Below are 24326 nucleotides of genomic sequence, written 5' to 3' on the forward strand. Positions count from 1 at the left end.
TGTCTGACACATTGATGTTGGATGTGCCGCCGTCATCGCTGGCAAGCCAGCTCCCACAGGTTTAGTGGTGATTGGTGGTTGGGTTTCAGGTTCGGGTGGCGCCGCGGGCGCTGGCGGCAAATTGGTCAACCGGCAGGACGTGTTTGCGTTCCAGTACACGGTAGACGATGCCGGTCAGGATCAAGCCGAACACCATCACCCCCGAGAGGAAGTACAGCCCTGACGCCAGATTGCCGGTGTATTCCTTCAACGCGCCAATCACAAACGGCCCGATGTACCCACCCAGATTCCCCACCGAGTTGATCAAGGCAATCCCCGCCGCCGCACTCGCGCCAGCAAAGAACCGCCCCGGCAAGGTCCAGAACACCGCCGTGCAGGAAAACAGCGCGAACGCCACCAGGCACAATGCCGCCAGTTGCGCCACCGGCAACGACAGCCAGGCGCTCATGAACAGGCCAATCGCGCCCAGCACATAAAGCACGGCGAGGTGCCCGTAGCGATCATTCAAGCGGTCAGAACTGCGCGGCACGATGAGCAAACCGATGATCCCGAAGATGTACGGCACCGACGAGACGAAACCGGTGACCAGATCGCTGCCACCGAATTGCTTGATCAGCGTCGGCAACCACAAACCCAAGCCATAAATGCTCAACGTCACCGGCAGGTAAAACAGCGCCAGCAGCAACACACGTTTGTCTTTCAGCGCATGCAGCGGATTGCCGTGACGGGTCTGGCCGTATTCCTGCAGATCTTTTTTCAGCTCGCCGGTGAGCCAGTCTTTCTCGGCCTGATCCATCCATTTCACTTGCTGTGGGCCGTCCGGCAACCAGCGCAGCACCGGCCAGGTCAGCAGGATCGCCGGGGTGCCAATGACAATGAACAGCCACTGCCAGCCATGCAGACCGAGAACGCCGTCCATGCCAAGCAAACCGCCGGAAACGGGACCTGTGATCATCATCGCAATCGGTTGCGAGAGGATGAACAGCCCAAGGATCTTGCCGCGATGGCGCACCGGGAACCATTGGGTGATGTAGTAGAGAACGCCGGGGAAGAACCCCGCCTCGGCCGCGCCGAGCAGAAAGCGCATCACGTAGAAACTGTGCGGGCCTTGGACGAAGGCCATGCCGATAGTGATGGCGCCCCAGGTGATCATGATCCGCGCGAACCAGCGTCGTGCGCCGAAGCGTTCGAGCATCAGGTTGCTGGGAATTTCGAGGAGGAAGTAGCCAATGAAGAACAGCCCGGCGCCGAGGCCGTAAGCCGCATCGCCGATGCCGATGTCGGCGCCCATGTGCAGCTTGGCGAAGCCGACGGCGGAGCGATCCACATAGGCGATCAGGTACAGCAGGATCAGGAAGGGAATCAGTTTCAGCGTTATGCGCCGTATCAGCCGCAGTTCCTGGCTCATGAGATCGGTCTCCGATTGTTGTTTTTATAGAACCTCGGGGGACGCCTCTCACGGAAAACCGTCAGGGCCATCCCTCCGTCAAAAACGACTATATAGTAATACTAATTCACCAACAACACTTCCAAACGCAGGATTTTGCGCTTAGATTAGGCCGTAGCTGGAACACTATAGTCATACAATAAGAGAATCGATCATGTCTGATAAGAAACCCACCCTGCGCTCCGCCCAATGGTTTGGCACGGCCGACAAGAACGGCTTCATGTACCGCAGCTGGATGAAGAATCAGGGCATCGCCGACCACCAGTTCCATGGCAAGCCGATCATCGGCATCTGCAACACCTGGTCGGAACTGACCCCGTGCAACGCGCACTTCCGCCAGATCGCGGAGCACGTCAAACGCGGGGTGATCGAGGCCGGTGGTTTTCCAGTGGAATTCCCGGTGTTCTCCAACGGCGAATCGAACCTGCGCCCGACCGCCATGCTTACCCGCAACCTGGCGAGCATGGACGTTGAAGAAGCGATTCGCGGTAACCCGATTGACGGCGTGGTGCTGTTGACCGGGTGCGACAAAACCACCCCGGCGCTGCTGATGGGCGCGGCCAGTTGCGACGTGCCGGCCATCGTCGTCACCGGCGGGCCGATGCTCAACGGCAAGCACAAGGGCAAGGACATCGGCTCCGGCACTGTGGTCTGGCAGCTCAGCGAACAGGTCAAGGCTGGCACCATCACCATCGACGATTTCCTCGCGGCCGAGGGCGGCATGTCGCGTTCGGCAGGCACTTGCAACACCATGGGCACCGCATCGACCATGGCCTGCATGGCGGAAGCACTCGGCACTTCGCTGCCGCACAACGCAGCAATTCCAGCGGTGGACGCGCGGCGTTATGTGCTGGCACACATGTCCGGCATGCGCGCGGTGGAGATGGTTCGCGAAGATCTGAAACTGTCGAAGATCCTGACCAAGGAAGCCTTCGAAAACGCTATCCGCGTGAACGCCGCCATCGGTGGTTCGACCAACGCGGTGATTCACTTGAAAGCCATCGCCGGGCGCATTGGCGTCGAGTTGGATCTGGACGATTGGACGCGCATCGGTCGCGGCATGCCAACCATCGTCGACCTGCAACCGTCCGGGCGTTTCCTGATGGAAGAGTTCTATTACGCCGGTGGTTTGCCAGCGGTGCTGCGTCGTCTCGGTGAAGCCAATCTGATTCCCAACCCGAATGCGCTGACGGTCAACGGCAAGTCCATCGGCGAGAACACCAAGGATGCGCCGATTTATGGCGAAGACGAGGTGATCCGCACCCTCGACAATCCGATTCGCGCCGACGGTGGCATCTGTGTGTTGCGCGGCAATCTGGCGCCACTGGGTGCGGTGCTCAAGCCGTCCGCCGCGACGCCGGAATTGATGCAGCATCGTGGGCGCGCGGTGGTGTTCGAGAACTTCGACATGTACAAGGCGCGGATCAACGATCCGGAGCTGGATGTCGATAAAGATTCGATTCTGGTGATGAAGAACTGCGGGCCGAAGGGTTATCCGGGCATGGCTGAAGTCGGCAACATGGGCTTGCCGGCCAAGTTGCTGGCGCAGGGTGTGACCGACATGGTGCGCATTTCCGATGCGCGGATGAGCGGCACGGCGTACGGCACAGTGGTGTTGCACGTGGCGCCGGAAGCGGCGGCTGGCGGACCTTTGGCCACGGTGAAGGAAGGCGACTGGATCGAGCTGGATTGCGCCACCGGGCGTTTGCATCTGGATATTCCGGATGCCGAACTGGCCGCGCGCATGGCCGATCTGCAGCCACCGCAGCAGTTGCTGGTGGGTGGCTATCGTCAGCTGTACATCGATCATGTGCTGCAGGCGGATCAGGGTTGTGACTTTGATTTCCTGGTCGGTTGCCGAGGAGCTGAAGTCCCACGCCATTCTCACTAAGCCCACCGCCCCCTGTAGGAGTGAGCCTGCTCGCGATAGCAATCTGTCAGTTGATAACTCTGGTAACTGACACACCGCAATCGCGAGCAGGCTCACTCCTACATTTGCTATGCATCAGCCTCAAGAATGCCGCACGCCTGCTATGATGCGCGGCATCTCCATCGCTCAGGATCGCGCCGTTCCCCATGGATTACCGCAAACCCTCCGACCGCAAAAGCATGCACTCGCGCATCGTCCAGGAACTGGGCATGCAGATCGTCTCCGGACGCTTTTTGCCCGACGACAAACTGCCCGCCGAAGCCTTGCTCTGCGAGGAGTACGCGGTTAGCCGGCCGGTCTTGCGCGAAGCCACGCGGGTGTTGGTGGCCAAGGGTCTGGTGTATTCCAAACCGCGCGTCGGCACGGTGGTCAAGGCGCGCCGCGAATGGCACATGCTCGACCCGGACGTGCTGCACTGGCTGATGCAAAGCAGCCCGCAGAATGAGTTCTTCAATGTGCTGACCAGTGTGCGCAGCATTATTGAACCCGCTGCTGCCGCCCTCGCCGCTCAACATGCGACAGAGGCGGATATTGCCGCGATTGGTGAGGCCTATCAGCGCATGGAAGCGGCGCCGACGCCGGAGGCGCTGTTGCAGCCGGATCTGGATTTCCATAGCCGGATTGCCGATGCGACGCACAATGATTTGCTGGCGAATCTGTGCAACATGTTGTCGGTGGCGATTGCCGAGGCGTTGAAGCATTCGAATCAGCGGCCGAATCTGCATGAGCTTGCATTGCCGAGGCATAAGGCGATTTTGACCGCCATTGAAAATCGTGATGCCCTGGGTGCTCGGCATGCGACGTTGGTGCAGCTGGATGATGCGCGTAGTGCTTTGAGTGTTGTGCTTGGCGCTGAACTCACTTAAGGCTTGAGACTGCTTGCCCTCACCCTAGCCCTCCCGAAACGTCGGACCGCCCAGAGGTAGAGGGGACCGACCGGGGGATATTCGAGATTTACGCCGACTTGAACGATTTGTAGTGAATCCATAACCGACTCGACATCTCCAGTCGAACGATTTGCTGTGAATCCATAACCGACTCGACATCTCCAGTCGAACGATTTGCTGTGAATCCATAATCGACTCGGTATCTCAAGTCGAATGATTTGCTTTAAAGCCATAATCAACTCGGTATCTCAGGTCGATGGATCAAGCCGCACACCTCGGTCAGTCCCCTCTCCCTCGGGGAGAGGGTTAGGGTGAGGGGCTCTTGATCTTCAGCCACAAAAAAAGCCGCAACCCAAAGGTTGCGGCTTTGTCGTTTCAGCCCTTCAGATCAATGCGCAAACAGCGAGTTACCCTTCTGCCCCGCCAGTTTCTCCGGCTTGATCAGGAACTTCGCCAGTGCCGGCAGCAGCCACAGCGCACCGAACATGTTCCACAGCAACATGAAGGTCAGCATCAGGCCCATGTCAGCCTGGAACTTGATCGCCGAGAAGATCCAGGTGCACACGCCAATCGCCAGGCACAGGCCGGTGAACAGCACGGCTTTACCGGTGGACTTCAGCGTCTGGTAATAGGCTTCCTGCAACGGCAACCCCGCGCGCAGGAAACTCTCCAGACGGCTGTAGATGTAGATGCCGTAGTCGACACCGATGCCCACACCCAACGCCACCACCGGCAAGGTCGCAACCTTCACGCCGATGCCCATGAACGCCATCAGTGCGTTGCCGAGTACCGAGGTCAGTACCAGCGGCAGGACGATGCACAGGGTCGCCGCCCACGAACGGAAGGTGATCATGCACATCACCGCCACGCAGATGTACACCAGAATCAGGATGGTCAGCTCAGCCTGTTTGATGACTTCGTTGGTGGCCGCTTCGATCCCGGCGTTACCGGCCGCGAGGATGAATTCCAGACCGTCCTTGTTGTTGTCCTTGGCGAATTCCTGCACCGCGTGAACTGCCCGATCGAGGGTTTCTGCCTTGTGATCGTTGAGGAACACCAGCACCGGCGCCAGCGAGCAACTGTTGTTGTACAGACCGTCAGCACGGGCAATCGAGTTGTTCAGCACGTCCGGGTTGCGCGACAGCGTTTCCCATTTCAGGTTGCCCTCGTTCATGCCCTTGATCATCTGCTTGGACACGGTCACCAGCGAGATCGCCGACTGCACGCCCTCGGTGTTCTGCATCTTCCACATCAACTGATCGATCGGCGCCATGGCTTCATAACGCGAGCAACCTTCAGCCTTGGTCTTGACCATTACCACCAATACGTCAGAGCTGGTGGAGTAATTGCTGATGATGAAATTGTTGTCCTTGTTGTAGCGCGAGTCCGGACGCAGTTCCGGTGCGCCCTGGTCGAGGTCACCGATTTTCAGGTTCTGGCTGTACCAGAGACCGCCACCAAAGGCGATCAGCGCCAGCAGCACCGAGATGCGTGCAACTTTCGGGTTGGCGAAGTTCGACAGCAGGCGCCAGAACGGGTGTTCGCGATTAGCATCCTTCTTGCTCTTGGCGATCGCGCGCTTGCTGATGCCGACATAGGAAATCGCCACCGGCAGCAGGATCAGGTTGGTAAACACGATCACCGCCACGCCGATCGACGCGCCGATGGCCAGTTCACGGATCACGCCGATGTCGATGATCAGCAGCGTGATGAAGCCCACCGCGTCGGCGAGAATCGCGATCATCCCCGGCAGGAACAGTTGCCGGAAGGTGCGCCGCGCAGCGGTCAATGCGTTGTCGGCCTCGCTGGATTGCAGGGCGATACCGTTGATCTTCTGCACGCCGTGGGAAATACCGATGGCGAAGATCAGGAACGGCACCAGCATCGAATACGGATCGAGCCCGAAACCGAAGAAGTGCATCAAGCCGAGCTGCCAGACCACCGCCACCAGCGTCGTACTCAACACCGCAATGGTGCTGCGCACGCAGTTGGTGAACCACAGCAGCAGGATCAGGGTGATGACGAAGGCGATGCCGAAGAACAGCACCACCATCACCAGACCGTCGATCAGGTCGCCGACCTTCTTGGCGAAACCGACGATGTGGATTTTGACGTTAGGGTTCTGCGCTTCGAACTTGTTGCGGATCTTGTCTTCGAGTTCGTGGGAGAACTTGCGATAGTCCAGCGCGAGCAACTTGCCCTGGTCTTCCGGGTCCGGGTAGGACTCCAGCAGCGGGATGTCGACGATGCTCGACTTGAAGTCGTTGGCCACCAGCCGCCCGACCTGGCCGGACTTGAGCACGTTGTTGCGCAGAAGGTCGAGGCTGTCCTGCGAGCCGTTGTAGCTCTGCGGGATCACTTCACCGCCGGCAAAACCCTCTTCGGTCACTTCGGTCCAGCGCACGCTCGGACTCCACAGCGACTTCAGGCCGGAACGGTCAACGCCGGAGATGTAGAACACCTCGTCGTTGATCTGGCGCAGGGTCTCCATGTACTCCTTGGAGAAGATGTCACCGTCCTTGGCTTCCACCGAAATGCGCACGGTGTTACCGAGGTTGGCCAGATCGTTGCGGTGCTCCATCATCTTCTCGATGAACGGATGCTTGAGCGGGATCATTTTTTCGAAACTGGTCGACGGCCGAATCAGCGTGGCCTGCCAGAACAGGAAAATGCTCACCACCAGACAGATCAGGATCACGGCCGGGCGGTTGTTGAAGATCAGGCGCTCAAGAAACGTCGCCTTGTCCTGCTGAGGAGTGATCAAGGAAGTCATAGCCCCGCCTTCTTGTTATTAACTTCGGCGCCGTTTGGCTGTGTGGTGTGAACGCCACCCTGCCCGGTCAGAATCAGGTTGCCGTCGCCGGCAGCAGTGACGGAAGACAGCGAGATGCGATCCGGGCGGTTGAACACGCTGAACGTTTCGCCGTTGTCGCTGCTGCTGATCACTGAACCGCCGTTGCCGACGATGACGATCGAACCGTCTTCAAGCAGGGTCGCGCCGGACAGGCCGAACTCCAGCGCACCGCGCGCGGCTTTCAGCTCGACCTGCTCCCAGTTGCTGCCAAAATCCGTGGAGCGATAAAGATTGCCGCGCAAGCCGTAAGCCAGCAAGGTCTGCGGTTGTGCCGTGCCGATCACGCCGAACAGCGAGCCTTCGTACGGGCCTTCGAGTTTTTCCCAGGTCTGGCCGTCGTCGGCGGAGCGGAACATGCTGCCCGACTCGCCGACGATAAACAGACCGGCATCCTTCACCGCCGCGATGGCGTTGAGGTGGAATTGATCTTCGTTGTCGAGGCGGTCGCTGACGTCTTCCCAGTTCTTGCCGCCATCGGTGGTTTCCAGCAGCGCGCCGTACGCGCCCACGGCGAGGCCGCTGTTGACGTCCTTGAACCAGACGTCGAGCAGCGGCGATTCACGTTTGAGGTCTTCGAATTGTTTGGTCCAGGTCAGACCGCCGTCTGCGCTGGCGAGGATTTGTGCGTCGTGACCGACCGCCCAGCCGTGCTTGTCATCGACGAAATACACCGCGGTCAGCAGTTGCCGGCTCGGCACCTTGGCCTGGGTCCAGGTCTTGCCCTGGTCATCGGAATAGAGAATGTGCCCGCGATCCCCGACCGCGACCAGACGCGCACCGGCGTGGACGACATCGAGAATCAGGCTTTTCGCCGCTTTGCTGGATTCGGTGGCATAGACCACGTCGGCAGGCGCCTCGGCGGCCATCAACGGTGCCGATAACGTGGCCAGGCCCAGCATCGAGAGTGCTGTGGCCAGCAACGCGGTGTTGCGTAACGCCGGCGGGCGGCAACGACTCATAGACCTTCCCCTATTTATTATTGTTAGGCCATCTGGCCTTCAAGGGCGCCGCAAGTGTGCTCCGCTGATGGCTGCTCAGGAGCATAGTCCTGAAACCCGCAATCCAGAGCCACTTCGGAAGCTGGCTCATCCTATCGGGCTTTCGAAACGTCTGACAATCGGCGCCACGTTATCTTTTGTTAACCGCGCGGGATCAAGGTTCAGGGTGAATGTCCGGTCATTCGCCGAGGTAATGACGCGCCGAGAACTCGGGTTTGGCAACAACCGTCAAAAGTAGTCATCCTGCTTCAGTCTTTTGGCAGCCTCTTCTTCGAGAACCCGCGTTGACTGGACATCGCAGGGCATGGTCTCGAAGACATAACCCTTGGCCTCAGGAATGGCGATAACCGCTTGTTTTTCGCTGATCAATGCCGCTCTGGCGCCTTGTGGCATGCCGGGAATGGCGCAGTCTCGGGGATGAAGATGGAATGAGGAGAACACTAGTGTTTCTTGCAGCCCCTCATCCGCATGCGTGAGCGGAAACTCCCACATATATAGAAGGCTCAAGAACGTAAAAAAAGGCCCGCCCAGTACGATCATGCGCAAACTCCTGAATCTTATTTCGCTACGGCCCGGTTTGTATCCTCTTCCAAACTGAGGAGGTAAACGTAAATGCTTCAGCGGATCAACAGAGCTCTGCGCCAAAATGTTCAAAATCACGAACGCGCCAAAGGCCAGAATACCAAGTATCAGGGATGCAAAAAATGTCCATAAAAATACCGATATCACCACTCCTATAGCTTTCTGTGCGGCAGGGAACTGTCCAGCATCGGTTCGGGTGTAACTGACAATAAAGTTATCAGCCAAAATGCTCGAATATTGCCCGATACCGATAGCTATCAACGCAGTCAACAAGGTGAGCCACCAGATATTGGCCAGAAGTTTGGGAATCAGTTTGAAATATCTGATGAATAAAACTGACGAGCTGATAGAGATAATCGCCCATAACCCCCATCCGACCAGTTTGCTGATTGAACTACCGAAGGCTACCCAAAAGGTGAAGACGATCAGCAACAGGAAGGATCCAGCAGTCACGGCAGCCAGGTATTCATCAGTTCCCCACCAACCAAGGCTGTAGTTGAGCTTCCACGGAAAATGTTTGAGCCTTGTTCGGATAAACAGCGGAGCCTTCATGTTGCGCCTGATTACTTCGAGAATCAGAGCGGCAATCAAATAGGTTGAAATGTAAACAAGCATCTTCCGTGAACACCCTTTCCTGAAAAAATGCCGACTTTATCTCACGGTCGGCGGTGATGTTCGATCAGATTTTCAGGTTCCCCGCAGCCTCTCTCTACAGCCAGAGGCCACCCGCCGTGGTCGTTTCACACCTCGCCCATCCATTGATCCATAAATTCTCTACGGGGACTTGCACGATCGGTATTATGGTATACCATCAGACGCACAGACACTCTCAATCCCTCAACGGAGCAGCTCATGAGTTTCGAAATTCGCAAGATCGTCAGCTATGTCGAAGAAACCTTCATCGAAGGCGGCAAAGCCACTGACAAGCCGGTGACCATGGTCGGCCTCGCCGTGGTGATGAAAAACCCTTGGGTGGGCAACGGTTTCGTCGAAGACCTCAAGCCGCAGATCCGCGCCAATTGCTCCGACCTCGGTGCACTGATGGTTGAACGCCTGGTCGGCATCATCGGCGGCGCCGAGAAGATCGAGGCTTACGGCAAAGCGGCTGTGGTCGGTGCTGATGGCGAGATCGAACACGCCTCCGCCGTGATCCACACCCTGCGCTTCGGCAACCACTACCGCGAAGCCGTCAACGCCAAGAGCTACCTGAGCTTCACCAACAAGCGCGGCGGTCCGGGCACTTCGATCCAGATCCCGATGATGCACAAGGACGACGAAGGCCAGCGTTCGCACTACATCACTCTGGAAATGCAGATCGAAGACGCGCCGCGTGCCGACGAAATCGTCGTCGTGCTGGGTTGCGCCGACGGTGGTCGCCTGCACCCGCGCATCGGCAACCGCTACATCGATCTGGAAGAACTGGCCGCCGAAAAAGCCCAGTAACCACAATAAAAAGGCATTGCAGGAGCGCTCCATGATTCGGCTCACCGCTGAACTCACCCCGGCTGGCACCAGTTACCTGGCGACCGGCCAAGGCCAGCCCGTGGTTTTGATCCACGGCGTGGGCCTGAACAAAGAAATGTGGGGCGGGCAGATTGTCGGCCTGTCCAGCCAATATCAAGTGATCGCCTACGACATGCTCGGCCATGGCGCCAGCCCGCGACCGGCCAGCGGCACCAACCTGCTCGGTTACGCCGATCAGTTGCTGGAGCTGCTCGATCACCTGAATTTGCCACAGGCCGCAGTGATCGGTTTCTCCATGGGCGGTCTGGTCGCGCGGGCCTTTGCCCTGCATTACCCGCAGCGCCTGCAAAGCCTGGTGGTGTTGAACAGCGTGTTCAACCGCAGTGAAGAACAGCGTGCCGGTGTCATCGCTCGTACCGCGCAAGCGGCCGAACACGGCCCGGACGCCAATGCCGAAGCGGCGCTGTCACGCTGGTTCAGCCGCGAGTATCAGGCGGCCAATCCGGCGCAGATCGCCGCATTGCGCCAGACCCTTGCCAATAATGATCCGCAGGGTTACCTGACCACCTACGAATTGTTCGCCACCCAAGACATGTACCGCGCCGACGACCTGGGCAGCATTCAGGCGCCGACGCTGATCGCCACGGGCGAACTCGACCCCGGTTCGACCCCGGAAATGGCCGAGCAACTGGCCCGACGCATCCCCGGTGCGAAGGTTGCCGTGCTGCCCGAGCAACGGCATATGATGCCCGTAGAGTCGCCGCGTCTGGTCAATCAGACGCTGCTGGAATTTCTCCAATTCGCACACTCCCGACAAAACCATATAAAGGGGATCGTTGCATGACACTCGCACGCTTCCAGATGTGCATCGGCGGAGAATGGGTCGACGCCCTCTCCGGGAAAACCTTCGAAAGCCTCAATCCGGCCACGGCGCAAGCCTGGGCCGAACTGCCTGACGCCGATGAGGCGGACGTCGAACGCGCCGTGCAATCGGCACAGACTGCTTTCGACAGCCCGGCGTGGCGCGGCCTGACCGCCACCGCACGCGGCAAGTTACTGCGCCGTCTCGGTGATTTGATCGCAGAGAACAAGGAACAACTGGCGCAGCTGGAAAGCCGCGACAACGGCAAGCTGATCCGCGAGACCCGTGGCCAGGTCAGTTATCTGCCGGAGTTTTTCCACTACACCGCCGGCCTTGCCGACAAGCTCGAAGGCGGCACGCTGCCACTGGATAAGCCTGATCTGTTCGCCTATACCGTGCACGAAGCGATGGGTGTGGTCGCGGCGATCATTCCGTGGAACAGCCCGCTGTACCTGACCGCGATCAAACTCGCCCCGGCCCTGGCCGCCGGCAACACGATTGTGATCAAGCCGTCCGAACACGCCTCGGCAACCATACTTGAGCTGGCGCGGCTGGCCCTCGAAGCGGGGATTCCGCCGGGTGTGGTCAACGTCGTCACCGGTTACGGCCCGAGCACTGGCGCCGCCCTCACCCGCCATCCGCTGATTCGCAAGATCGCCTTCACCGGCGGCGCGGCGACGGCGCGGCATGTGGTGCGCAGCAGCGCGGAGAACTTCGCCAAGCTGTCGCTGGAACTGGGCGGCAAGTCGCCGAACATCATCTTCGCCGACGCCGATCTGGACAGCGCGATCAACGGCGCGATTGCCGGGATCTATGCCGCCTCCGGGCAGAGTTGCGTGTCCGGTTCGCGCTTGCTGGTGCAGGATGAAATCTACGACGAATTCGTCAACCGACTGGTCGAGCGCGCCCAGCGCATTCGCATCGGTAATCCGCAGGAAGACAACAGCGAAATGGGCCCGATGGCCACCGCGCAGCAACTGGCGGTGGTCGAAGGTCTGGTTGCCGATGCTATCGCCGAGGGCGCGCGTTTGCGTACCGGCGGCAAGCGCCCAACGGATCTCGGCGAAGGCTGGTTCTACGAGCCAACGCTGTTCGAATGCGACCGCAATTCGATGAAGATCATGCAGGAAGAAGTCTTCGGCCCGGTGGCTTCGGTGATTCGTTTCAAGGATGAAGCCGAAGCGCTGGCGATTGCCAACGACTCGCAGTTCGGCCTGGCGGCCGGCATCTGGACCCGCGATCTCGGTCGCGCCCATCGCCTCGCTCGCGATGTGCGCTCGGGGATTATCTGGGTCAACACTTACCGCGCGGTGTCAGCGATGGCACCGATCGGCGGCTTCAAGAACAGTGGCTATGGACGCGAAAGCGGCATCGATTCGGTGCTGGCCTACACCGAACTGAAAACGGTGTGGATCAACCTCTCTCAGGCACCGATGCCTGATCCGTTTGTGATGCGCTAGGAGTCCTGCGAAATGATCGAACCCGGCATTTACAAAGACGTCATGAGCTCGTTCCCGTCCGGCGTCACGGTGGTTACTACCGTTGACCCGGAAGGCGGCATTGTCGGCATCACCGCCAGCGCCTTCAGCGCGCTATCGATTGACCCGGCGCTGGTGTTGTTCTGTCCCAACTATGCTTCCGACACGTATCCGGTGTTGCGCGACAGCAAGAAGTTCGCGATCCATTTGCTGTCAGCTGACCAGACTGCCGAGGCCTACGCCTTCGCCGGTAAGGGCAAGGACAAGGCCAAGGACATCGAGTGGCATCTGAGCGAGCTCGGTAACCCGATTCTGGCCAAGGCGACGGCGATCATCGAGTGCGAGTTGTGGCGGGAATACGATGGTGGTGATCACGCGATTATCGTTGGCGCGGTGAAGAACCTGATCCTGCCCGCGCAACCGGTGACGCCGATGATTTACCACAAAGGCAAGCTCGGGCCGTTGCCGACACTGGCCTGACGGATTCACACCACCCCCTGTAGGAGTGAGCCTGCTCGCGATTGGCGGACTGACATTCAACATTGATGTCGACTGATCCACCGCTATCGCGAGCAGGCTCACTCCTACAAGGGATTTGTGGTGACTGGAGGATTTATGAGTAACGAAAAGTACGAAAAAGGCCTGAAAATCCGCACTCAGGTACTCGGTGAAACCTACGTGCAGCGCTCAATCGATAACGCCGACGACTTCACCCGCCCCCTGCAGGAAATGGTCACCGAATACTGTTGGGGCCACGTCTGGGGACGCGAAGGCCTGTCGCTCAAGGAGCGCAGCATGATCAACCTGGCGATGATCTCGGCGCTCAACCGCCCGCACGAACTGAAACTGCATGTACGCGGCGCCTTGCGTAACGGCCTGAGTCGTGAGCAAATACGCGAAATTCTGCTTCAGGTCGGCATTTATTGCGGCGTTCCGGCAGCCGTGGACAGTTTCCGGCTGGCCCGTGAAGCCTTTGCCGAAGCCGACGCCGAAGCCTCAGTTAACCCCTCGGCTGTTTAGATGCCCGTCTGGCATGGACAGCCAACTTAAAGAGCGGACCCCATGAAACGCCAGCCCCTCGACGACAGCTTCAAGGTCAATCGCAACCCCGTTACCCTGCGCGAAATCGTGCTGGACAAACTGCGTAGCGCGATCATGAATTTTCAGCTCATGCCCGGTGATCGTCTGGTCGAGCGCGATCTGTGCGATCGCCTGGGCGTCAGCCGCACCTCCGTGCGTGAAGCCTTGCGTCACCTGGAATCCGAAGGACTGGTCGAGTTCGCCGATGCCAAAGGTCCGCGTGTCGCCATCATCACATTGGCCGACGCCGTCGATATCTACGAATTGCGCTGCGTGCTCGAAGGTTTGATCGTGCAGCTGTTCACCCTGCGCGCCAAGGCCAAGGACATCAAAGCCCTGGAAAAAGCCCTCGACGACAATCGCAAAGCGTTGAAGGACGGCGAGTTGCAACAGGTCATCGACTCGGTGCAAGGCTTCTACGATGTGCTGCTCGAAGGCTCGGGCAACCATGTTGCGGCCACTCAGTTGCGTCAGTTGCAGGCGCGCATCAGCTACTTGCGCGCGACCTCGGTGTCCCAGGAAAACCGTCGCGGCGCGAGCAATCAGGAAATGGAAAAAATGGTCGCGGCGATCAAGAGCGGCGATCCGCTGGCGGCGCATCAGGCCTGTGTCGATCACGTTCGCGCAGCGGCTGCCGTGGCCCTCGACTATCTCAAGCGCAAACAGGAAGAAACCGGCGCTACGCCCGCGATCACCCTGCCGATCGCGCTGAAAGAACCACGCATAGGTCAATGACATGTTCAGCCCGAGCTTTTGCCCGAAATGCGGTGGCCCTGACCTCGGTCAGCAGATACCGCCGGGCGATACGCACGAGCGCCTGATGTGCCGCGGTTGCGGCTACATCCACTATGTAAACCCGAAGATCATCGCCGGCTGCATCATCGAGCAGGACGGCAAATACCTCTTGTGCCAACGGGCGATTCCCCCGCGCCCGGGCACTTGGACGCTGCCGGCCGGCTTCATGGAAAGCGGCGAGCCCACCGAGCAAGCGGCGATCCGCGAAGTCTGGGAAGAAAGCGGCGTGCGGGCGGAAATCGTCTCGCCGTACTCGATTTTCAGCGTGCCGAAGATCAGCGAGGTGTACATCATCTTTCGGGCCCTCGCGCTGGAGATTACCGGGCAGTACGGGCCTGAGACCATGGATTACAAGTTCTTCGCGCCTGAAGACATTCCGTGGGAACAGATCTATTACCCGGCGATCCGGCAGATTCTTGAGCGCTATATCGAAGAGCGCCAGGCTGGGGTGTATGGGATTTACATGGGCAATGACGACAGCGGCAAGATCCACTTTATCCGCTGATCACGATCTGATCGTTCCCACGCTCCGCGTGGGAATGCCTCTTCGGACGCTCCGCGTTCGGCGTTGAAAGGGACGCGGAGCGTCCCGGGCTGCATTCCCACGCGGAGCGTGGGAACGATCAATACGCGGGGTTTGTGGTGTTGCTTAAGCTGGGGCGATACCTTCGACGATGATGATCTCCGCCCTCGCCCATTCCTCGCGATAACTTTTCGCTTCCTGATACGCCGCCGAGCGATAGCACGCCACCGCCTGCTCATAACTGTCGAATTCAATCACCACGCTGCGTTGCGGCGTCTCGCGCCCTTCCATCGCCTCGCTGCGCCCGCCTCTTGCCAGAAACTTTGCGCCAAATTCGGCGAACGCCGCCGGCGCGCGCTGGGTGTATTGGCCGTAGTGATCGGCATCGGCTATATCCACATGAGCAATCCAGTACGCCTTCATAGTGACCTCTTTGTTGATTTTGTATTATGGTATACCAATATATTTCCAACGAACCCTGAGAGTCCAGCATGGCCTTCAACAGCATTGAAGAAATCATCGAAGATTATCGCCTCGGCAAAATGGTTTTGCTGGTCGATGACGAAGACCGCGAAAACGAAGGAGACCTGTTGCTGGCCGCCGACCGTTGCACGCCTGAGGCGATCAGCTTCATGGCCCGTGAAGCGCGCGGGCTGATTTGCCTGACGCTCACCGACGCCCACTGCCAGCGTCTGGGCCTGGAGCAAATGGTGCCGGCCAATGGCAGCGTGTTCAGCACCGCGTTCACCGTGTCGATTGAAGCGGCGGTTGGCGTGACCACCGGCATCTCGGCGGCTGATCGCGCCTGCACCGTGGCCGCCGCCGTCGCGCCAAATGCTCGCGCTGAAGACCTGGTGCAGCCGGGCCATATCTTTCCGCTACGCGCCAAGGAAGGTGGCGTGCTGACGCGTGCTGGGCATACCGAAGCGGGTTGCGATCTGGCGCGTTTGGCCGGTTTTACCCCGGCCTCGGTGATTGTCGAGGTGATGAACGACGACGGCACCATGGCCCGTCGCCCGGATCTGGAGGTGTTTGCGTGCAAGCACGGGATCAAGATCGGCACCATCGCCGACCTCATCCATTATCGGCTGAGCACCGAACACACCATCGAGCGGATTGGCGAACGCGAGCTGCCGACGGTGCATGGCACGTTCCGCTTGATCACCTTTGAGGATCGCATCGAGGGCGGCGTGCACATGGCGATGGTCATGGGCGATCTGCGCCGTGAAGAGCCGACGCTGGTGCGCGTGCACGTGATCGATCCGCTGCGTGATCTGGTCGGCGCCGAGTACAGCGGGCCGAGCAACTGGACGCTGTGGGCGGCGTTGCAACGGGTCGCGGCTGAGGGGCATGGGGTTGTTGTGGTGCTGGCCAATCATGAGTCTTCGCAGGCGTTGCTGGAGCGCGTGCCGCAATTGACCCAGCCGCCGCGGCAGTTCAGCCGTTCGCAATCGCGGATTTATTCGGAGGTGGGGACTGGGGCGCAGATTTTGCAGAATCTGGGGGTGGGTAAGCTGCGGCATCTTGGGCCGCCACTCAAATACGCCGGGTTGACCGGGTATGACCTGGAAGTGGTCGAGAGCATCCCCTTCACCGAATAACCCACGACGAACACAAATCCAAATGTAGGAGTGAGCCTGCTCGCGATAGCGGTGTGTCAGTCAACATTATTGCTGAATGTCACACCGCTATCGCGAGCAGGCTCACTCCTACAGGGGGTTTGCATTTCAGATCCATTTCTTCGAACCACGAAAAAGGACAGCCGCCAGATAACCGGTAAGGCAAAGTGCTTGCACAAAGTTTGGAATACCATAATATGATATTCCATAGACCGGACACTCCAACGAACGTCCATCTACTGCTCCCGATAGGCGGGCAACAACGCAAGCCCGCTCAAAAACACAACAATGAGGGCGTGAACATGGTGTTGAACAAAGCTGCAACCGCGATCTTTTTTGCGGGACTGCTCAGCGTCACCGGCCAGGCTGCAATGGCTGCCGAAAGCGTGAACTTCGTCAGCTGGGGCGGAAGCACCCAGGACGCGCAGAAACAGGCCTGGGCCGATCCGTTCAGCAAGGCCAGCGGCATCACCGTCGTGCAGGATGGCCCGACCGACTACGGCAAACTGAAAGCCATGGTCGAGAGCGGCAACGTTCAGTGGGACGTGGTCGATGTCGAAGCCGACTTTGCCCTGCGCGCCGCCGCTGAAGGCCTGCTCGAACCCCTCGATTTCAAAGTCATCCAGCGCGACAAGATCGACCCGCGATTCGTTAGCGATCACGGTGTCGGCTCGTTCTTCTTCTCCTTCGTCCTCGGCTACAACGAGGGCAAACTCGGCGCCAACAAACCGCAGGACTGGAGCGCCCTGTTCGACACCAAAACCTGGCCCGGCAAACGCGCCCTGTACAAATGGCCAAGCCCCGGCGTGCTCGAATTGGCGCTGCTGGCCGACGGCGTGGCCGCCGACAAGCTCTACCCGCTGGATCTGGATCGCGCCTTCAAGAAACTCGACACCATCAAGAAAGACATCGTCTGGTGGGGCGGCGGCGCGCAGTCGCAGCAACTGCTGGCGTCCGGTGAAGCGAGCATGGGCCAGTTCTGGAACGGCCGCATTCATGCCCTGCAAGAAGACGGCGCACCGGTCGGTGTGAGCTGGAAACAGAACCTGGTCATGGCCGACATTCTGGTGATTCCAAAAGGCTCGAAAAACAAGGACGCGGCGATGAAGTTTCTCGCCGCCGCCAGCAGCGCCAAGGGCCAGGCCGACTTCTCCAACCTGACCGCCTACGCCCCGGTCAACCTCGACAGTGTGGAGCGTCTGGATTCGACGCTGGCCCCCAACCTGCCGACTGCCTACGCTAAGGATCAGATCACTCTAGATTTCGCGTACTGGGCCAAAAACGGCCAGGCCATCGCGACACGGTGGAACGAATGGCTGGTCAAATGAAAATGGCGGCCACCGCGTCCCGTCCCTCCACTGCCACCGGGAGCGCGACCAGCGCTGCCGGCTCGGCCCACGGAACCCAGGCGGTTGCGATGCAGCAAGCCCCGTCCCTCAAACAACGCTGGCGCGGCGCCGGCAACCTCGTACCAGCGCTGCTGTTCATCGGCCTGTTCTTTCTCGCGCCGTTGATTGGCCTGCTGTTGCGCGGCGTGCTCGAACCGACCCCGGGCCTCGGCAACTATGAACAACTTTTCGCCAACTCTGCTTATGCGCGAGTGCTGCTCAACACCTTTTCGGTGGCCGGGCTGGTGACACTGTTCAGCTTGCTGCTGGGCTTTCCGCTGGCCTGGGCGATCACCCTGGTGCCGCGCGGCTGGGGGCGCTGGATCCTCAACATCGTGCTGCTGTCGATGTGGACCAGCCTGCTCGCCCGCACCTATTCATGGCTGGTTTTGCTGCAAGCGTCGGGCGTGATCAACAAGGCCTTGATGGCGATGGGCATCATCGATCAGCCGCTGGAGATGGTGCACAACCTCACCGGCGTAGTGATCGGCATGAGCTACATCATGATCCCGTTCATCGTCCTGCCGTTGCAGGCAACCATGCAGGCCATTGACCCGATGATTCTGCAGGCCGGTTCGATCTGTGGCGCCAGTCCGTGGACCAACTTCTTCCGGGTGTTCCTGCCGCTGTGTCGGCCGGGTCTGGCCTCCGGTGGCTTGATGGTGTTCGTCATGTCGCTCGGTTACTACGTCACCCCGGCGCTGCTCGGCGGGGCGCAGAACATGATGCTGCCGGAGTTCATCATTCAGCAGGTGCAATCGTTCCTCAACTGGGGCCTGGCCAGTGCCGGCGCCGCGTTGCTGATCGCGATCACTTTGGTGCTGTTCTACTTCTACCTGAAGCTTCAGCCGGAATCCCCGGTTGGCGCCAGTAACGCGAGGTAAGCCGACATGCTCCTGACCCCCAATGCGATGAGCCGGCGCATGCGCTTCGGCTTGTATGCCACCACCGGGCTGATCGGTCTGTTCCTGCTGTTGCCGATCGTGTTTATCGTGCTGCTGTCGTTCGGCTCTTCGCAGTGGCTGGTGTTTCCGCCGCCGGGCTGGACGCTGAAATGGTACGGCCAGTTCTTCTCCAATCCCGACTGGATGAACGCTGCAGCGGCCAGCCTCAAGGTCGCTGTACTGACCACGATCTGCGCCGTGGCTCTCGGTTTGCCGACGGCGTTTGCGCTGGTGCGCGGACGTTTTCCCGGCCGGGAAATGCTCTACGGTCTGTTCACCCTGCCGATGATCGTGCCGCTGGTGATCATCGCCGTGGCGGTGTACGCGCTGTTCCTCAAGCTCGGTTACACCGGGACCATGTTCGCTTTCGTGGTCAGCCATGTGATCGTCGCGCTGCCGTTCACCATCATCTCGATCATCAACTCGCTGAAGCTGTTCGATCAGTCGATTGAGGACGCGGCGGTGATTTGCGGTGCCTCACGCCTGCAAGCGGTGTTCAAGGTGACGTTCCCGGCGATCCGTCCGGGCATGGTCGCCGGCGCGCTCTTCGCCTTCCTCGTTTCGTGGGACGAAGTGGTGCTCAGCGTGATGATGGCCAGCCCGACCCTGCAAACCCTTCCCGTGAAAATGTGGACCACCCTGCGCCAGGACCTGACACCGGTGATCGCCGTCGCTTCGACGTTGCTGATCGGCTTGTCTGTTCTAGTCATGGTGATCGCCGCCGCATTGCGCCGGCGCAACGAAATCAGCGCCTGAGCGCCCAGGAGTACGACATGAGTGCCGTGATCAAAGACGCTTCCCAGCAGAACGACAAACCCCTGGTCAGCCTGCGCAACCTGAACAAACACTACGGCGACTTTGCCGCCGTCGACAACATCTCGCTGGACATCAAGGACGGTGAATTCCTCACCTTCCTCGGCTCCAGCGGCTCGGGCAAAAGTACGACGTTGTCGATGCTCGCCGGGTTTGAAACGCCGAGCAGCGGCGAGATCCTCGTCAACGGTCAGTCGCTGGTGAATGTGCCGCCGCACAAGCGTGACATCGGCATGGTGTTCCAGCGCTATTCGTTGTTCCCGCATCTGTCGGTGCGCGACAACATCGCGTTCCCGTTGGCGATCCGCAAACTAGCGGCCGCCGAACGTGAAAAGCGCGTCGATGCGATGCTGAAACTGGTGCAGCTTGAGCAATTCGCCCATCGCCGCCCTTCGCAACTGTCTGGCGGCCAGCAACAACGTGTCGCCATCGCCCGCGCCTTGGTCTACGAACCACGCATTTTGCTGATGGACGAACCGCTCGGTGCGCTGGATAAAAAACTGCGCGAGGATTTGCAAGACGAACTGCGCCAACTGCATCGCCGTCTGGGCATCACCATTGTTTACGTGACCCACGACCAGGAAGAAGCCATGCGCTTGTCGCAACGCATCGCGATTTTCAGTCACGGCAAGATTGTGGGATTGGGCAGCGGTTACGACCTTTATCAGAATCCGCCGAATGCGTTTGTGGCGTCGTTTCTGGGCAACTCGAACTTCCTCAAACTCAAGGCGCAAGGCAATGCGGCGGCTTCGTTTGAAGGACAGTCATTGTCGATTCGCCTGACCGCTGGGTTGCACACCGATCAGGATGTTTTGCTGATGGTGCGGCCGGAAAAGGCACTGGCGTTGAGCGTGGCGCAAGCAATCAGCGAACCGCTGCCGTCGGGTTGGAATGAGGTATCAGCGAAGGTTGTGGAAGTGTTGTTTCTGGGTGAGAGCCAGACGTGCAGCGTAGTCACCTCGGGCGGCACCTCAATGACGGTTAAAGCACTGTCAGCCGCCGGCATGCCGCTCAAGGCTGGCGATCCGGTGCAAGTGCGCTGGGCCACCGCTGATGCTTGCGTCTACACCGAATGGACCGAAAGCGACCTCAACAAAGCCGCCGGCTCCCACTGAAATCCCCTCTAGGAGCTGCCGCAGGCTGCGATTTTTTGATCTTGCCGTTAAAAACAAGATCAACAGATCGCAGCCTCGTTTCACTCGACAGCTCCTACAGGAATGCATTGCAATTGTGGGAGCGGGCTTGCTCGCATAGAGGCTTTCGCGAGCAGGCTCACTCCTACAATTGAACCGTGTTTGCCCCTCAGGGCTGCGGTGGCTCTTTTTTTTGCTCTCAAGGCGCGACCGTCACATCGCCCTGCCCACTCTCGGCCAGCGCTGCAGCGACAAACCCTTCAGCCTTCTTGCGCTCGACGAACGCCCGCACATACGCTGCGCCTGCCTCCCGCCCACGGGGCACCGCCATGGCCTGGCGAATCGCCGTGAACGCGCCGTCCAGCACGCGGTAACGCGCGTCGGCATCCGCGACTTTCTGCAATGGCTGACGGACACCGGCGGCGGCATCCAGGTGTTGCTCGATAAACAGGTCAACGGCACCCGCCGAGGTTTCGGCACGCTCCAATTGTGCGTGCTGCAGCGTGCGACTGAGGAACAGGTCGTAGGCTGCGCCTTTGCCAACGGCCAGTCGCAATCCTGGCTGATCGAGGTCCTCGACGTTGCGATACGGGGCCTGCGCCTCGACCAGATAAGTCCCTTCAATGATCACGTACGGCTCGCTGAACGCAATCTGCGCCTCACGCACCGGCTCGATGGCGAGGAATGCCAGATTCCATAGGCCCTCCTCCAGCGCCGCGAAACCCTTGCCCGCCGCATCAAAGGTGCGCATCTCCAGTTCCACACCCAGCTCGGCAGCCAGCGCGATCGCCAAAGCCACCGAAACCCCTTGCGGCGCACCATCTGCTCTGCGCTGCGCCAGCACCGGGTTACCGAAGTTGATGGCGGCATGCAGCACGCCGTCGGGCGCGAGATCGGCCATCACGGCCGGGGTGATTACACTCATCGTGTTGCTCCCTGATTGGATAAGAAATCAGTGTGTGTCGTGACTGACAACTGTCGAGGACACAACACCCAGCGGGTAAGCCTTATGTCGGTGCCTGACAGGCACTCAAATGTTCCAGCGCCCGACGCGTCACCGCATCAATGTAAGCCGCGTCACCATAGACCCGCGCCAGCAGAATCGCCCCCTCGTAATCCGCCACCCATTGTCGAGCGGTCAGCAAGGCTTGTCCCTCATCGACTTCGCCTTCCAGCAAATGCGCAAACGCCTTGGCCCATGCATCGAAAAAACCGCGAATCGGCTCCAGCAATTCACTTTTACCGTACGCCGCATCGACCGCCACCACGCCCATCAGGCAACCAATCGAGTCATCCTGAAACAGCCGCGCAGCCTTGCGGCCCATTTTGCTCAGGCGTTCTTGTGGCGTGAGTTTTTCGTCGAAGGCCACGGCAAACAAGGTCTGGTTGATGACCTGATGCGTCCAGTCGAGCACGTCACGCAGCAAGGCCTCCTTGTTCGGATAGTGGTGATAGAACGAAGCCTTGGTAAAGCCGCAAGCGGACGCAAGCACGTCCATGGTGGTGCCATGATAGCCAAGGCGCTTGAAGGTATTGGCGCACCGCAGAAGCAGCTCTTCACGGGGGATTTTCAACGGTCGCACGAGTATTTCCTGATCCGGATAACTGGCGGTGATTCTATGACATAAGCCTGCCCTTCTCAATTTGACGGTTACCAACTGTTCGTTTAGTTTCTATTTACCGAACGGATGGTCAGTAACTGGCCGCCGACAAAAAATCAGGGAGAGCAGAGATGAACGAAGCCAACAGTGGCCCCGGCCGAGTCACCCGCGAACAACGCGGTCAGTTGTTTTTGATCGGTCTGGATCGCGCCGGCAAACGCAACGCATTCGACAGTGCAATGCTGACGGACCTGGCATTGGCCATCGGCGAGTATGAGCGCAATGACGAACTGCGCTGCGCCGTGCTGTTCGCCCATGGCGAGCACTTCACTGCGGGTCTGGACTTGATGGAACTGACGCCAAAACTGGTGTCAGGCGCCTTCAAGTATCCTGAAGAAGGCATCGACCCATGGGGCGTTTCCAAACCGCGCAGGCGTAAACCGGTGGTGGTTGCCATTGAAGGCATTTGCTGGACGGCGGGCATCGAATTGATGCTCAACGCCGACATCAGCATTGCCGCCACCAATGCCCGTTTCGCTCATCTGGAAGTGTTGCGCGGGATCTCACCCGCCGGCGGTTCCACCGTGCGCTTCACCCGCGCAGCGGGCTGGACCGCCGCCATGCGCTACATGCTCACGGGGGAAGAGTTCGATGCCACTGCCGCCCTGCACATGCGCCTGCTGACCGAAGTGGTCGCACCCGGCCAGACTCTGGCACGCGCCATCGAATACGCCGAATGCATTGCCAAGGCTGCGCCTCTGGCGATTCAGGCGACGCTGCAATCGGCGTTTCTGGCGCAGGATCAGGGAGACGATGTGGCACTGTCGAAGCTTGATGAACAACTGCTGGCCCTGATCAAAACCGAGGATGTCCGCGAAGGCGTCATGGCGATGATGCAAAAGCGCGAACCGCAGTTCAAAGGTCGCTGAAGGCTTTGCTCAACTCACTCGGAACAATTTCATGAACACCATGGCCGCAGCCTTCACCGAATCGATCCAGAGACAGGACATCGCCCTCATTGCCCGCGATGGTTATCCGTTGTCAGCCAAGCGCTACAGCGCGCCGGGCGCGGTCAAAGGCAACCTGATCATGGCCGGCGCCACCGGGGTGCAACAGCGTTTTTATCGGCGCTTTGCCGAGCATGCAGCGCGTCAGGGCTTCAATGTCCTGACCCTCGATTACCGGGGCATCGGTGAATCGAAGCCGGCTTCCCTCAAAGGCTTTGAGATGTCTTATCTGGATTGGGCTTATCAGGATCTGGCGGCGGCAGTGGATCTGCTAAGCCAGGAAGCTTTGCCGTTGTATTGGGTCGGCCATTCGTTTGGTGGTCACGCGATTGGTCTGTTGCCCAATCACCCCGCCCTGACAGCTTGCTACACCCTGGGCAGTGGCGCGGGGTGGAGCGGCTGGATGTCCCGAACCGAGGCCTGGAAAATCCGTCTGATGTGGACGTTTGTGCTGCCGGTGATTGTCGCCCGCAAAGGCTACATGGCCTGGAGCATGCTAGGCATGGGCGATGATTTGCCGCTGGGCGTTTACAACGACTGGAAACGCTGGTGCAAATTCCCCCACTACTACTTCGACGACCACCAGATGAGCCATCTGCATGCGCTCTACGCCGAGGTCACAACGCCATGCGTTTTCGCCACGTCGGTCGATGATCCGTGGGCGCCGCCGCGTTCGCGCGATGCGTTTGTCAAAGCCATGGTGAATGCGCCGCTGACATTGCTGGATCTGCAGCCGCAACTGGGCAGCAAACCGTACGGGCACATGGGTTACTTCCGTGAAAGCGCACAGCCGTTGTGGGATGAGGTGCTTGATTGGCTGCAAAGCGTCCCTGCACGCACCACATAACTTGTAGGAGCTGCCGCAGGCTGCGATCTGTTGATCTTGCTGTTAAAAACAAGATCAACAGATCGCAGCCTCGT

Annotated in this window: 23 protein-coding genes; 16 read left to right on the forward strand and 7 right to left on the reverse strand. The window is 59.5% G+C overall.

From position 1 onward, the window contains the following. Positions 1-85: 85 nt before the first annotated feature. Positions 86-1408, reverse strand: a complete 1323-nt coding sequence (locus AK821_RS26970) for an MFS transporter (protein ID WP_008088041.1) — start codon at positions 1406-1408, stop codon at positions 86-88. Between the two features lie 193 nt (positions 1409-1601). Here AK821_RS26970 and AK821_RS26975 point away from each other — a divergent pair, with 193 nt between their 5' ends. Both AK821_RS26975 and AK821_RS26980 read left to right on the forward strand, forming a co-directional pair. After that, the gene (locus tag AK821_RS26975) at positions 1602-3338 is read left to right on the forward strand and encodes an IlvD/Edd family dehydratase (protein WP_007917984.1); all 1737 of its coding nucleotides are present in this window, start codon (positions 1602-1604) and stop codon (positions 3336-3338) included. Between the two features lie 185 nt (positions 3339-3523). Then, on the forward strand, positions 3524-4243 hold the full coding sequence (locus tag AK821_RS26980) for a FadR/GntR family transcriptional regulator (RefSeq protein ID WP_064392969.1): 720 nt from the start codon (positions 3524-3526) through the stop codon (positions 4241-4243). Between the two features lie 409 nt (positions 4244-4652). Here AK821_RS26980 and AK821_RS26985 read toward each other — a convergent pair whose 3' ends face one another. From AK821_RS26985 to AK821_RS26995, 3 genes are all read right to left on the reverse strand, one after another. Further along, the gene (locus AK821_RS26985) at positions 4653-7037 is read right to left on the reverse strand and encodes an efflux RND transporter permease subunit (protein WP_064392970.1); all 2385 of its coding nucleotides are present in this window, start codon (positions 7035-7037) and stop codon (positions 4653-4655) included. Next, the gene (locus AK821_RS26990; protein ID WP_064392971.1) at positions 7034-8077 is read right to left on the reverse strand and encodes a WD40/YVTN/BNR-like repeat-containing protein; all 1044 of its coding nucleotides are present in this window, start codon (positions 8075-8077) and stop codon (positions 7034-7036) included. Before AK821_RS26990 ends, AK821_RS26985 begins: the two co-directional genes overlap by 4 nt. A 267-nt stretch (positions 8078-8344) precedes the next feature. Next, positions 8345-9313, reverse strand: coding sequence for a hypothetical protein (locus AK821_RS26995; RefSeq protein ID WP_064392972.1), 969 nt, complete (start codon positions 9311-9313; stop codon positions 8345-8347). Between the two features lie 237 nt (positions 9314-9550). On the opposite strand from AK821_RS26995, the gene AK821_RS27000 reads away from it, so the two are divergent. The 7 genes from AK821_RS27000 to AK821_RS27030 all read left to right on the forward strand — a co-directional run bounded on the left by AK821_RS27000 (position 9551) and on the right by AK821_RS27030 (position 14882). Further along, positions 9551-10141, forward strand: a complete 591-nt coding sequence (locus AK821_RS27000) for an amino acid synthesis family protein (protein ID WP_007917992.1) — start codon at positions 9551-9553, stop codon at positions 10139-10141. Between the two features lie 31 nt (positions 10142-10172). Continuing rightward, the gene (locus tag AK821_RS27005; protein WP_008088048.1) at positions 10173-11006 is read left to right on the forward strand and encodes an alpha/beta fold hydrolase; all 834 of its coding nucleotides are present in this window, start codon (positions 10173-10175) and stop codon (positions 11004-11006) included. Further along, complete coding sequence (locus AK821_RS27010; protein ID WP_008088056.1) at positions 11003-12484, forward strand: aldehyde dehydrogenase; 1482 nt, start codon at positions 11003-11005, stop codon at positions 12482-12484. The genes AK821_RS27005 and AK821_RS27010 overlap by 4 nt, the downstream gene beginning before the upstream one ends. A gap of 12 nt (positions 12485-12496) precedes the next feature. Then, a complete protein-coding gene (locus tag AK821_RS27015; protein WP_016984497.1) occupies positions 12497-12982 on the forward strand; it encodes a flavin reductase family protein in 486 nt (161 codons plus the stop codon). 135 nt (positions 12983-13117) lie between these two features. Then, positions 13118-13522: a carboxymuconolactone decarboxylase family protein gene (locus tag AK821_RS27020; RefSeq protein ID WP_064392973.1), complete on the forward strand. Its 405-nt coding sequence runs from the start codon at positions 13118-13120 to the stop codon at positions 13520-13522. 42 nt (positions 13523-13564) lie between these two features. Further along, on the forward strand, positions 13565-14317 hold the full coding sequence (locus AK821_RS27025) for a GntR family transcriptional regulator (protein ID WP_064392974.1): 753 nt from the start codon (positions 13565-13567) through the stop codon (positions 14315-14317). A gap of 1 nt (position 14318) precedes the next feature. Beyond that, entirely contained in the window at positions 14319-14882 is a 564-nt protein-coding gene (locus AK821_RS27030; protein ID WP_064392975.1) for an NUDIX hydrolase, read from the forward strand. 144 nt (positions 14883-15026) lie between these two features. Here the strand turns inward: AK821_RS27030 and AK821_RS27035 are convergent, their stop codons facing one another. Further along, entirely contained in the window at positions 15027-15323 is a 297-nt protein-coding gene (locus AK821_RS27035; RefSeq protein WP_064392976.1) for a DUF1330 domain-containing protein, read from the reverse strand. A gap of 68 nt (positions 15324-15391) precedes the next feature. Here AK821_RS27035 and ribBA point away from each other — a divergent pair, with 68 nt between their 5' ends. The 5 genes from ribBA to AK821_RS27060 all read left to right on the forward strand — a co-directional run bounded on the left by ribBA (position 15392) and on the right by AK821_RS27060 (position 20779). After that, positions 15392-16501 (forward strand): bifunctional 3,4-dihydroxy-2-butanone-4-phosphate synthase/GTP cyclohydrolase II, encoded by a 1110-nt coding sequence (gene ribBA, locus AK821_RS27040; RefSeq protein WP_064392977.1) that lies wholly within the window; start codon positions 15392-15394, stop codon positions 16499-16501. A gap of 320 nt (positions 16502-16821) precedes the next feature. Next, positions 16822-17847 carry an ABC transporter substrate-binding protein gene (locus AK821_RS27045; protein WP_064392978.1) on the forward strand — a complete coding sequence of 342 codons (1026 nt, stop codon included), beginning with the start codon at positions 16822-16824 and terminating at the stop codon, positions 17845-17847. Beyond that, positions 17844-18791: an ABC transporter permease gene (locus AK821_RS27050; protein ID WP_064392979.1), complete on the forward strand. Its 948-nt coding sequence runs from the start codon at positions 17844-17846 to the stop codon at positions 18789-18791. The genes AK821_RS27045 and AK821_RS27050 overlap by 4 nt, the downstream gene beginning before the upstream one ends. Before the next feature lie 6 nt (positions 18792-18797). Next, the gene (locus tag AK821_RS27055) at positions 18798-19607 is read left to right on the forward strand and encodes an ABC transporter permease (protein ID WP_007918021.1); all 810 of its coding nucleotides are present in this window, start codon (positions 18798-18800) and stop codon (positions 19605-19607) included. Positions 19608-19624: 17 nt separating this feature from the next. Further along, a complete protein-coding gene (locus AK821_RS27060) occupies positions 19625-20779 on the forward strand; it encodes an ABC transporter ATP-binding protein (protein ID WP_064392980.1) in 1155 nt (384 codons plus the stop codon). Positions 20780-20996: 217 nt separating this feature from the next. Here the strand turns inward: AK821_RS27060 and AK821_RS27065 are convergent, their stop codons facing one another. Both AK821_RS27065 and AK821_RS27070 read right to left on the reverse strand, forming a co-directional pair. Beyond that, positions 20997-21722, reverse strand: coding sequence for a transporter substrate-binding domain-containing protein (locus tag AK821_RS27065; RefSeq protein WP_064392981.1), 726 nt, complete (start codon positions 21720-21722; stop codon positions 20997-20999). Positions 21723-21804: 82 nt separating this feature from the next. Then, positions 21805-22380 carry a TetR/AcrR family transcriptional regulator gene (locus AK821_RS27070; protein ID WP_038368069.1) on the reverse strand — a complete coding sequence of 192 codons (576 nt, stop codon included), beginning with the start codon at positions 22378-22380 and terminating at the stop codon, positions 21805-21807. Positions 22381-22529: 149 nt separating this feature from the next. On the opposite strand from AK821_RS27070, the gene AK821_RS27075 reads away from it, so the two are divergent. Both AK821_RS27075 and AK821_RS27080 read left to right on the forward strand, forming a co-directional pair. Beyond that, the gene (locus tag AK821_RS27075) at positions 22530-23327 is read left to right on the forward strand and encodes a crotonase/enoyl-CoA hydratase family protein (RefSeq protein ID WP_064392982.1); all 798 of its coding nucleotides are present in this window, start codon (positions 22530-22532) and stop codon (positions 23325-23327) included. Positions 23328-23358: 31 nt separating this feature from the next. Next, positions 23359-24252 carry an alpha/beta hydrolase family protein gene (locus tag AK821_RS27080; RefSeq protein WP_064392983.1) on the forward strand — a complete coding sequence of 298 codons (894 nt, stop codon included), beginning with the start codon at positions 23359-23361 and terminating at the stop codon, positions 24250-24252. The last annotated feature ends 74 nt before the right edge of the window (positions 24253-24326 follow it).

This window comes from Pseudomonas sp. RIT-PI-r (genome assembly GCF_001297015.1).
GTDB lineage: Bacteria > Pseudomonadota > Gammaproteobacteria > Pseudomonadales > Pseudomonadaceae > Aquipseudomonas.

Bases quoted from the DNA above. Each gene is read 5' to 3' on its own strand.
- AK821_RS27020 (WP_064392973.1), top strand. From the start codon at position 13,118: ATGAGTAACGAAAAGTACGAAAAAGGCCTGAAAATCCGCACTCAGGTA.
- AK821_RS27060 (WP_064392980.1), top strand. From the start codon at position 19,625: ATGAGTGCCGTGATCAAAGACGCTTCCCAGCAGAACGACAAACCCCTG.
- AK821_RS26990 (WP_064392971.1), bottom strand. From the start codon at position 8,077: ATGAGTCGTTGCCGCCCGCCGGCGTTACGCAACACCGCGTTGCTGGCC.
- AK821_RS27010 (WP_008088056.1), top strand. From the start codon at position 11,003: ATGACACTCGCACGCTTCCAGATGTGCATCGGCGGAGAATGGGTCGAC.
- AK821_RS27015 (WP_016984497.1), top strand. From the start codon at position 12,497: ATGATCGAACCCGGCATTTACAAAGACGTCATGAGCTCGTTCCCGTCC.
- AK821_RS27055 (WP_007918021.1), top strand. From the start codon at position 18,798: ATGCTCCTGACCCCCAATGCGATGAGCCGGCGCATGCGCTTCGGCTTG.
- ribBA (WP_064392977.1), top strand. From the start codon at position 15,392: ATGGCCTTCAACAGCATTGAAGAAATCATCGAAGATTATCGCCTCGGC.
- AK821_RS27035 (WP_064392976.1), bottom strand. From the start codon at position 15,323: ATGAAGGCGTACTGGATTGCTCATGTGGATATAGCCGATGCCGATCAC.
- AK821_RS27025 (WP_064392974.1), top strand. From the start codon at position 13,565: ATGAAACGCCAGCCCCTCGACGACAGCTTCAAGGTCAATCGCAACCCC.
- AK821_RS26975 (WP_007917984.1), top strand. From the start codon at position 1,602: ATGTCTGATAAGAAACCCACCCTGCGCTCCGCCCAATGGTTTGGCACG.
- AK821_RS26970 (WP_008088041.1), bottom strand. From the start codon at position 1,408: ATGAGCCAGGAACTGCGGCTGATACGGCGCATAACGCTGAAACTGATT.
- AK821_RS27050 (WP_064392979.1), top strand. From the start codon at position 17,844: ATGAAAATGGCGGCCACCGCGTCCCGTCCCTCCACTGCCACCGGGAGC.
- AK821_RS27045 (WP_064392978.1), top strand. From the start codon at position 16,822: ATGGTGTTGAACAAAGCTGCAACCGCGATCTTTTTTGCGGGACTGCTC.
- AK821_RS27075 (WP_064392982.1), top strand. From the start codon at position 22,530: ATGAACGAAGCCAACAGTGGCCCCGGCCGAGTCACCCGCGAACAACGC.
- AK821_RS27065 (WP_064392981.1), bottom strand. From the start codon at position 21,722: ATGAGTGTAATCACCCCGGCCGTGATGGCCGATCTCGCGCCCGACGGC.
- AK821_RS27005 (WP_008088048.1), top strand. From the start codon at position 10,173: ATGATTCGGCTCACCGCTGAACTCACCCCGGCTGGCACCAGTTACCTG.
- AK821_RS26995 (WP_064392972.1), bottom strand. From the start codon at position 9,313: ATGCTTGTTTACATTTCAACCTATTTGATTGCCGCTCTGATTCTCGAA.
- AK821_RS27000 (WP_007917992.1), top strand. From the start codon at position 9,551: ATGAGTTTCGAAATTCGCAAGATCGTCAGCTATGTCGAAGAAACCTTC.
- AK821_RS26985 (WP_064392970.1), bottom strand. From the start codon at position 7,037: ATGACTTCCTTGATCACTCCTCAGCAGGACAAGGCGACGTTTCTTGAG.
- AK821_RS27030 (WP_064392975.1), top strand. From the start codon at position 14,319: ATGTTCAGCCCGAGCTTTTGCCCGAAATGCGGTGGCCCTGACCTCGGT.
- AK821_RS27080 (WP_064392983.1), top strand. From the start codon at position 23,359: ATGAACACCATGGCCGCAGCCTTCACCGAATCGATCCAGAGACAGGAC.
- AK821_RS26980 (WP_064392969.1), top strand. From the start codon at position 3,524: ATGGATTACCGCAAACCCTCCGACCGCAAAAGCATGCACTCGCGCATC.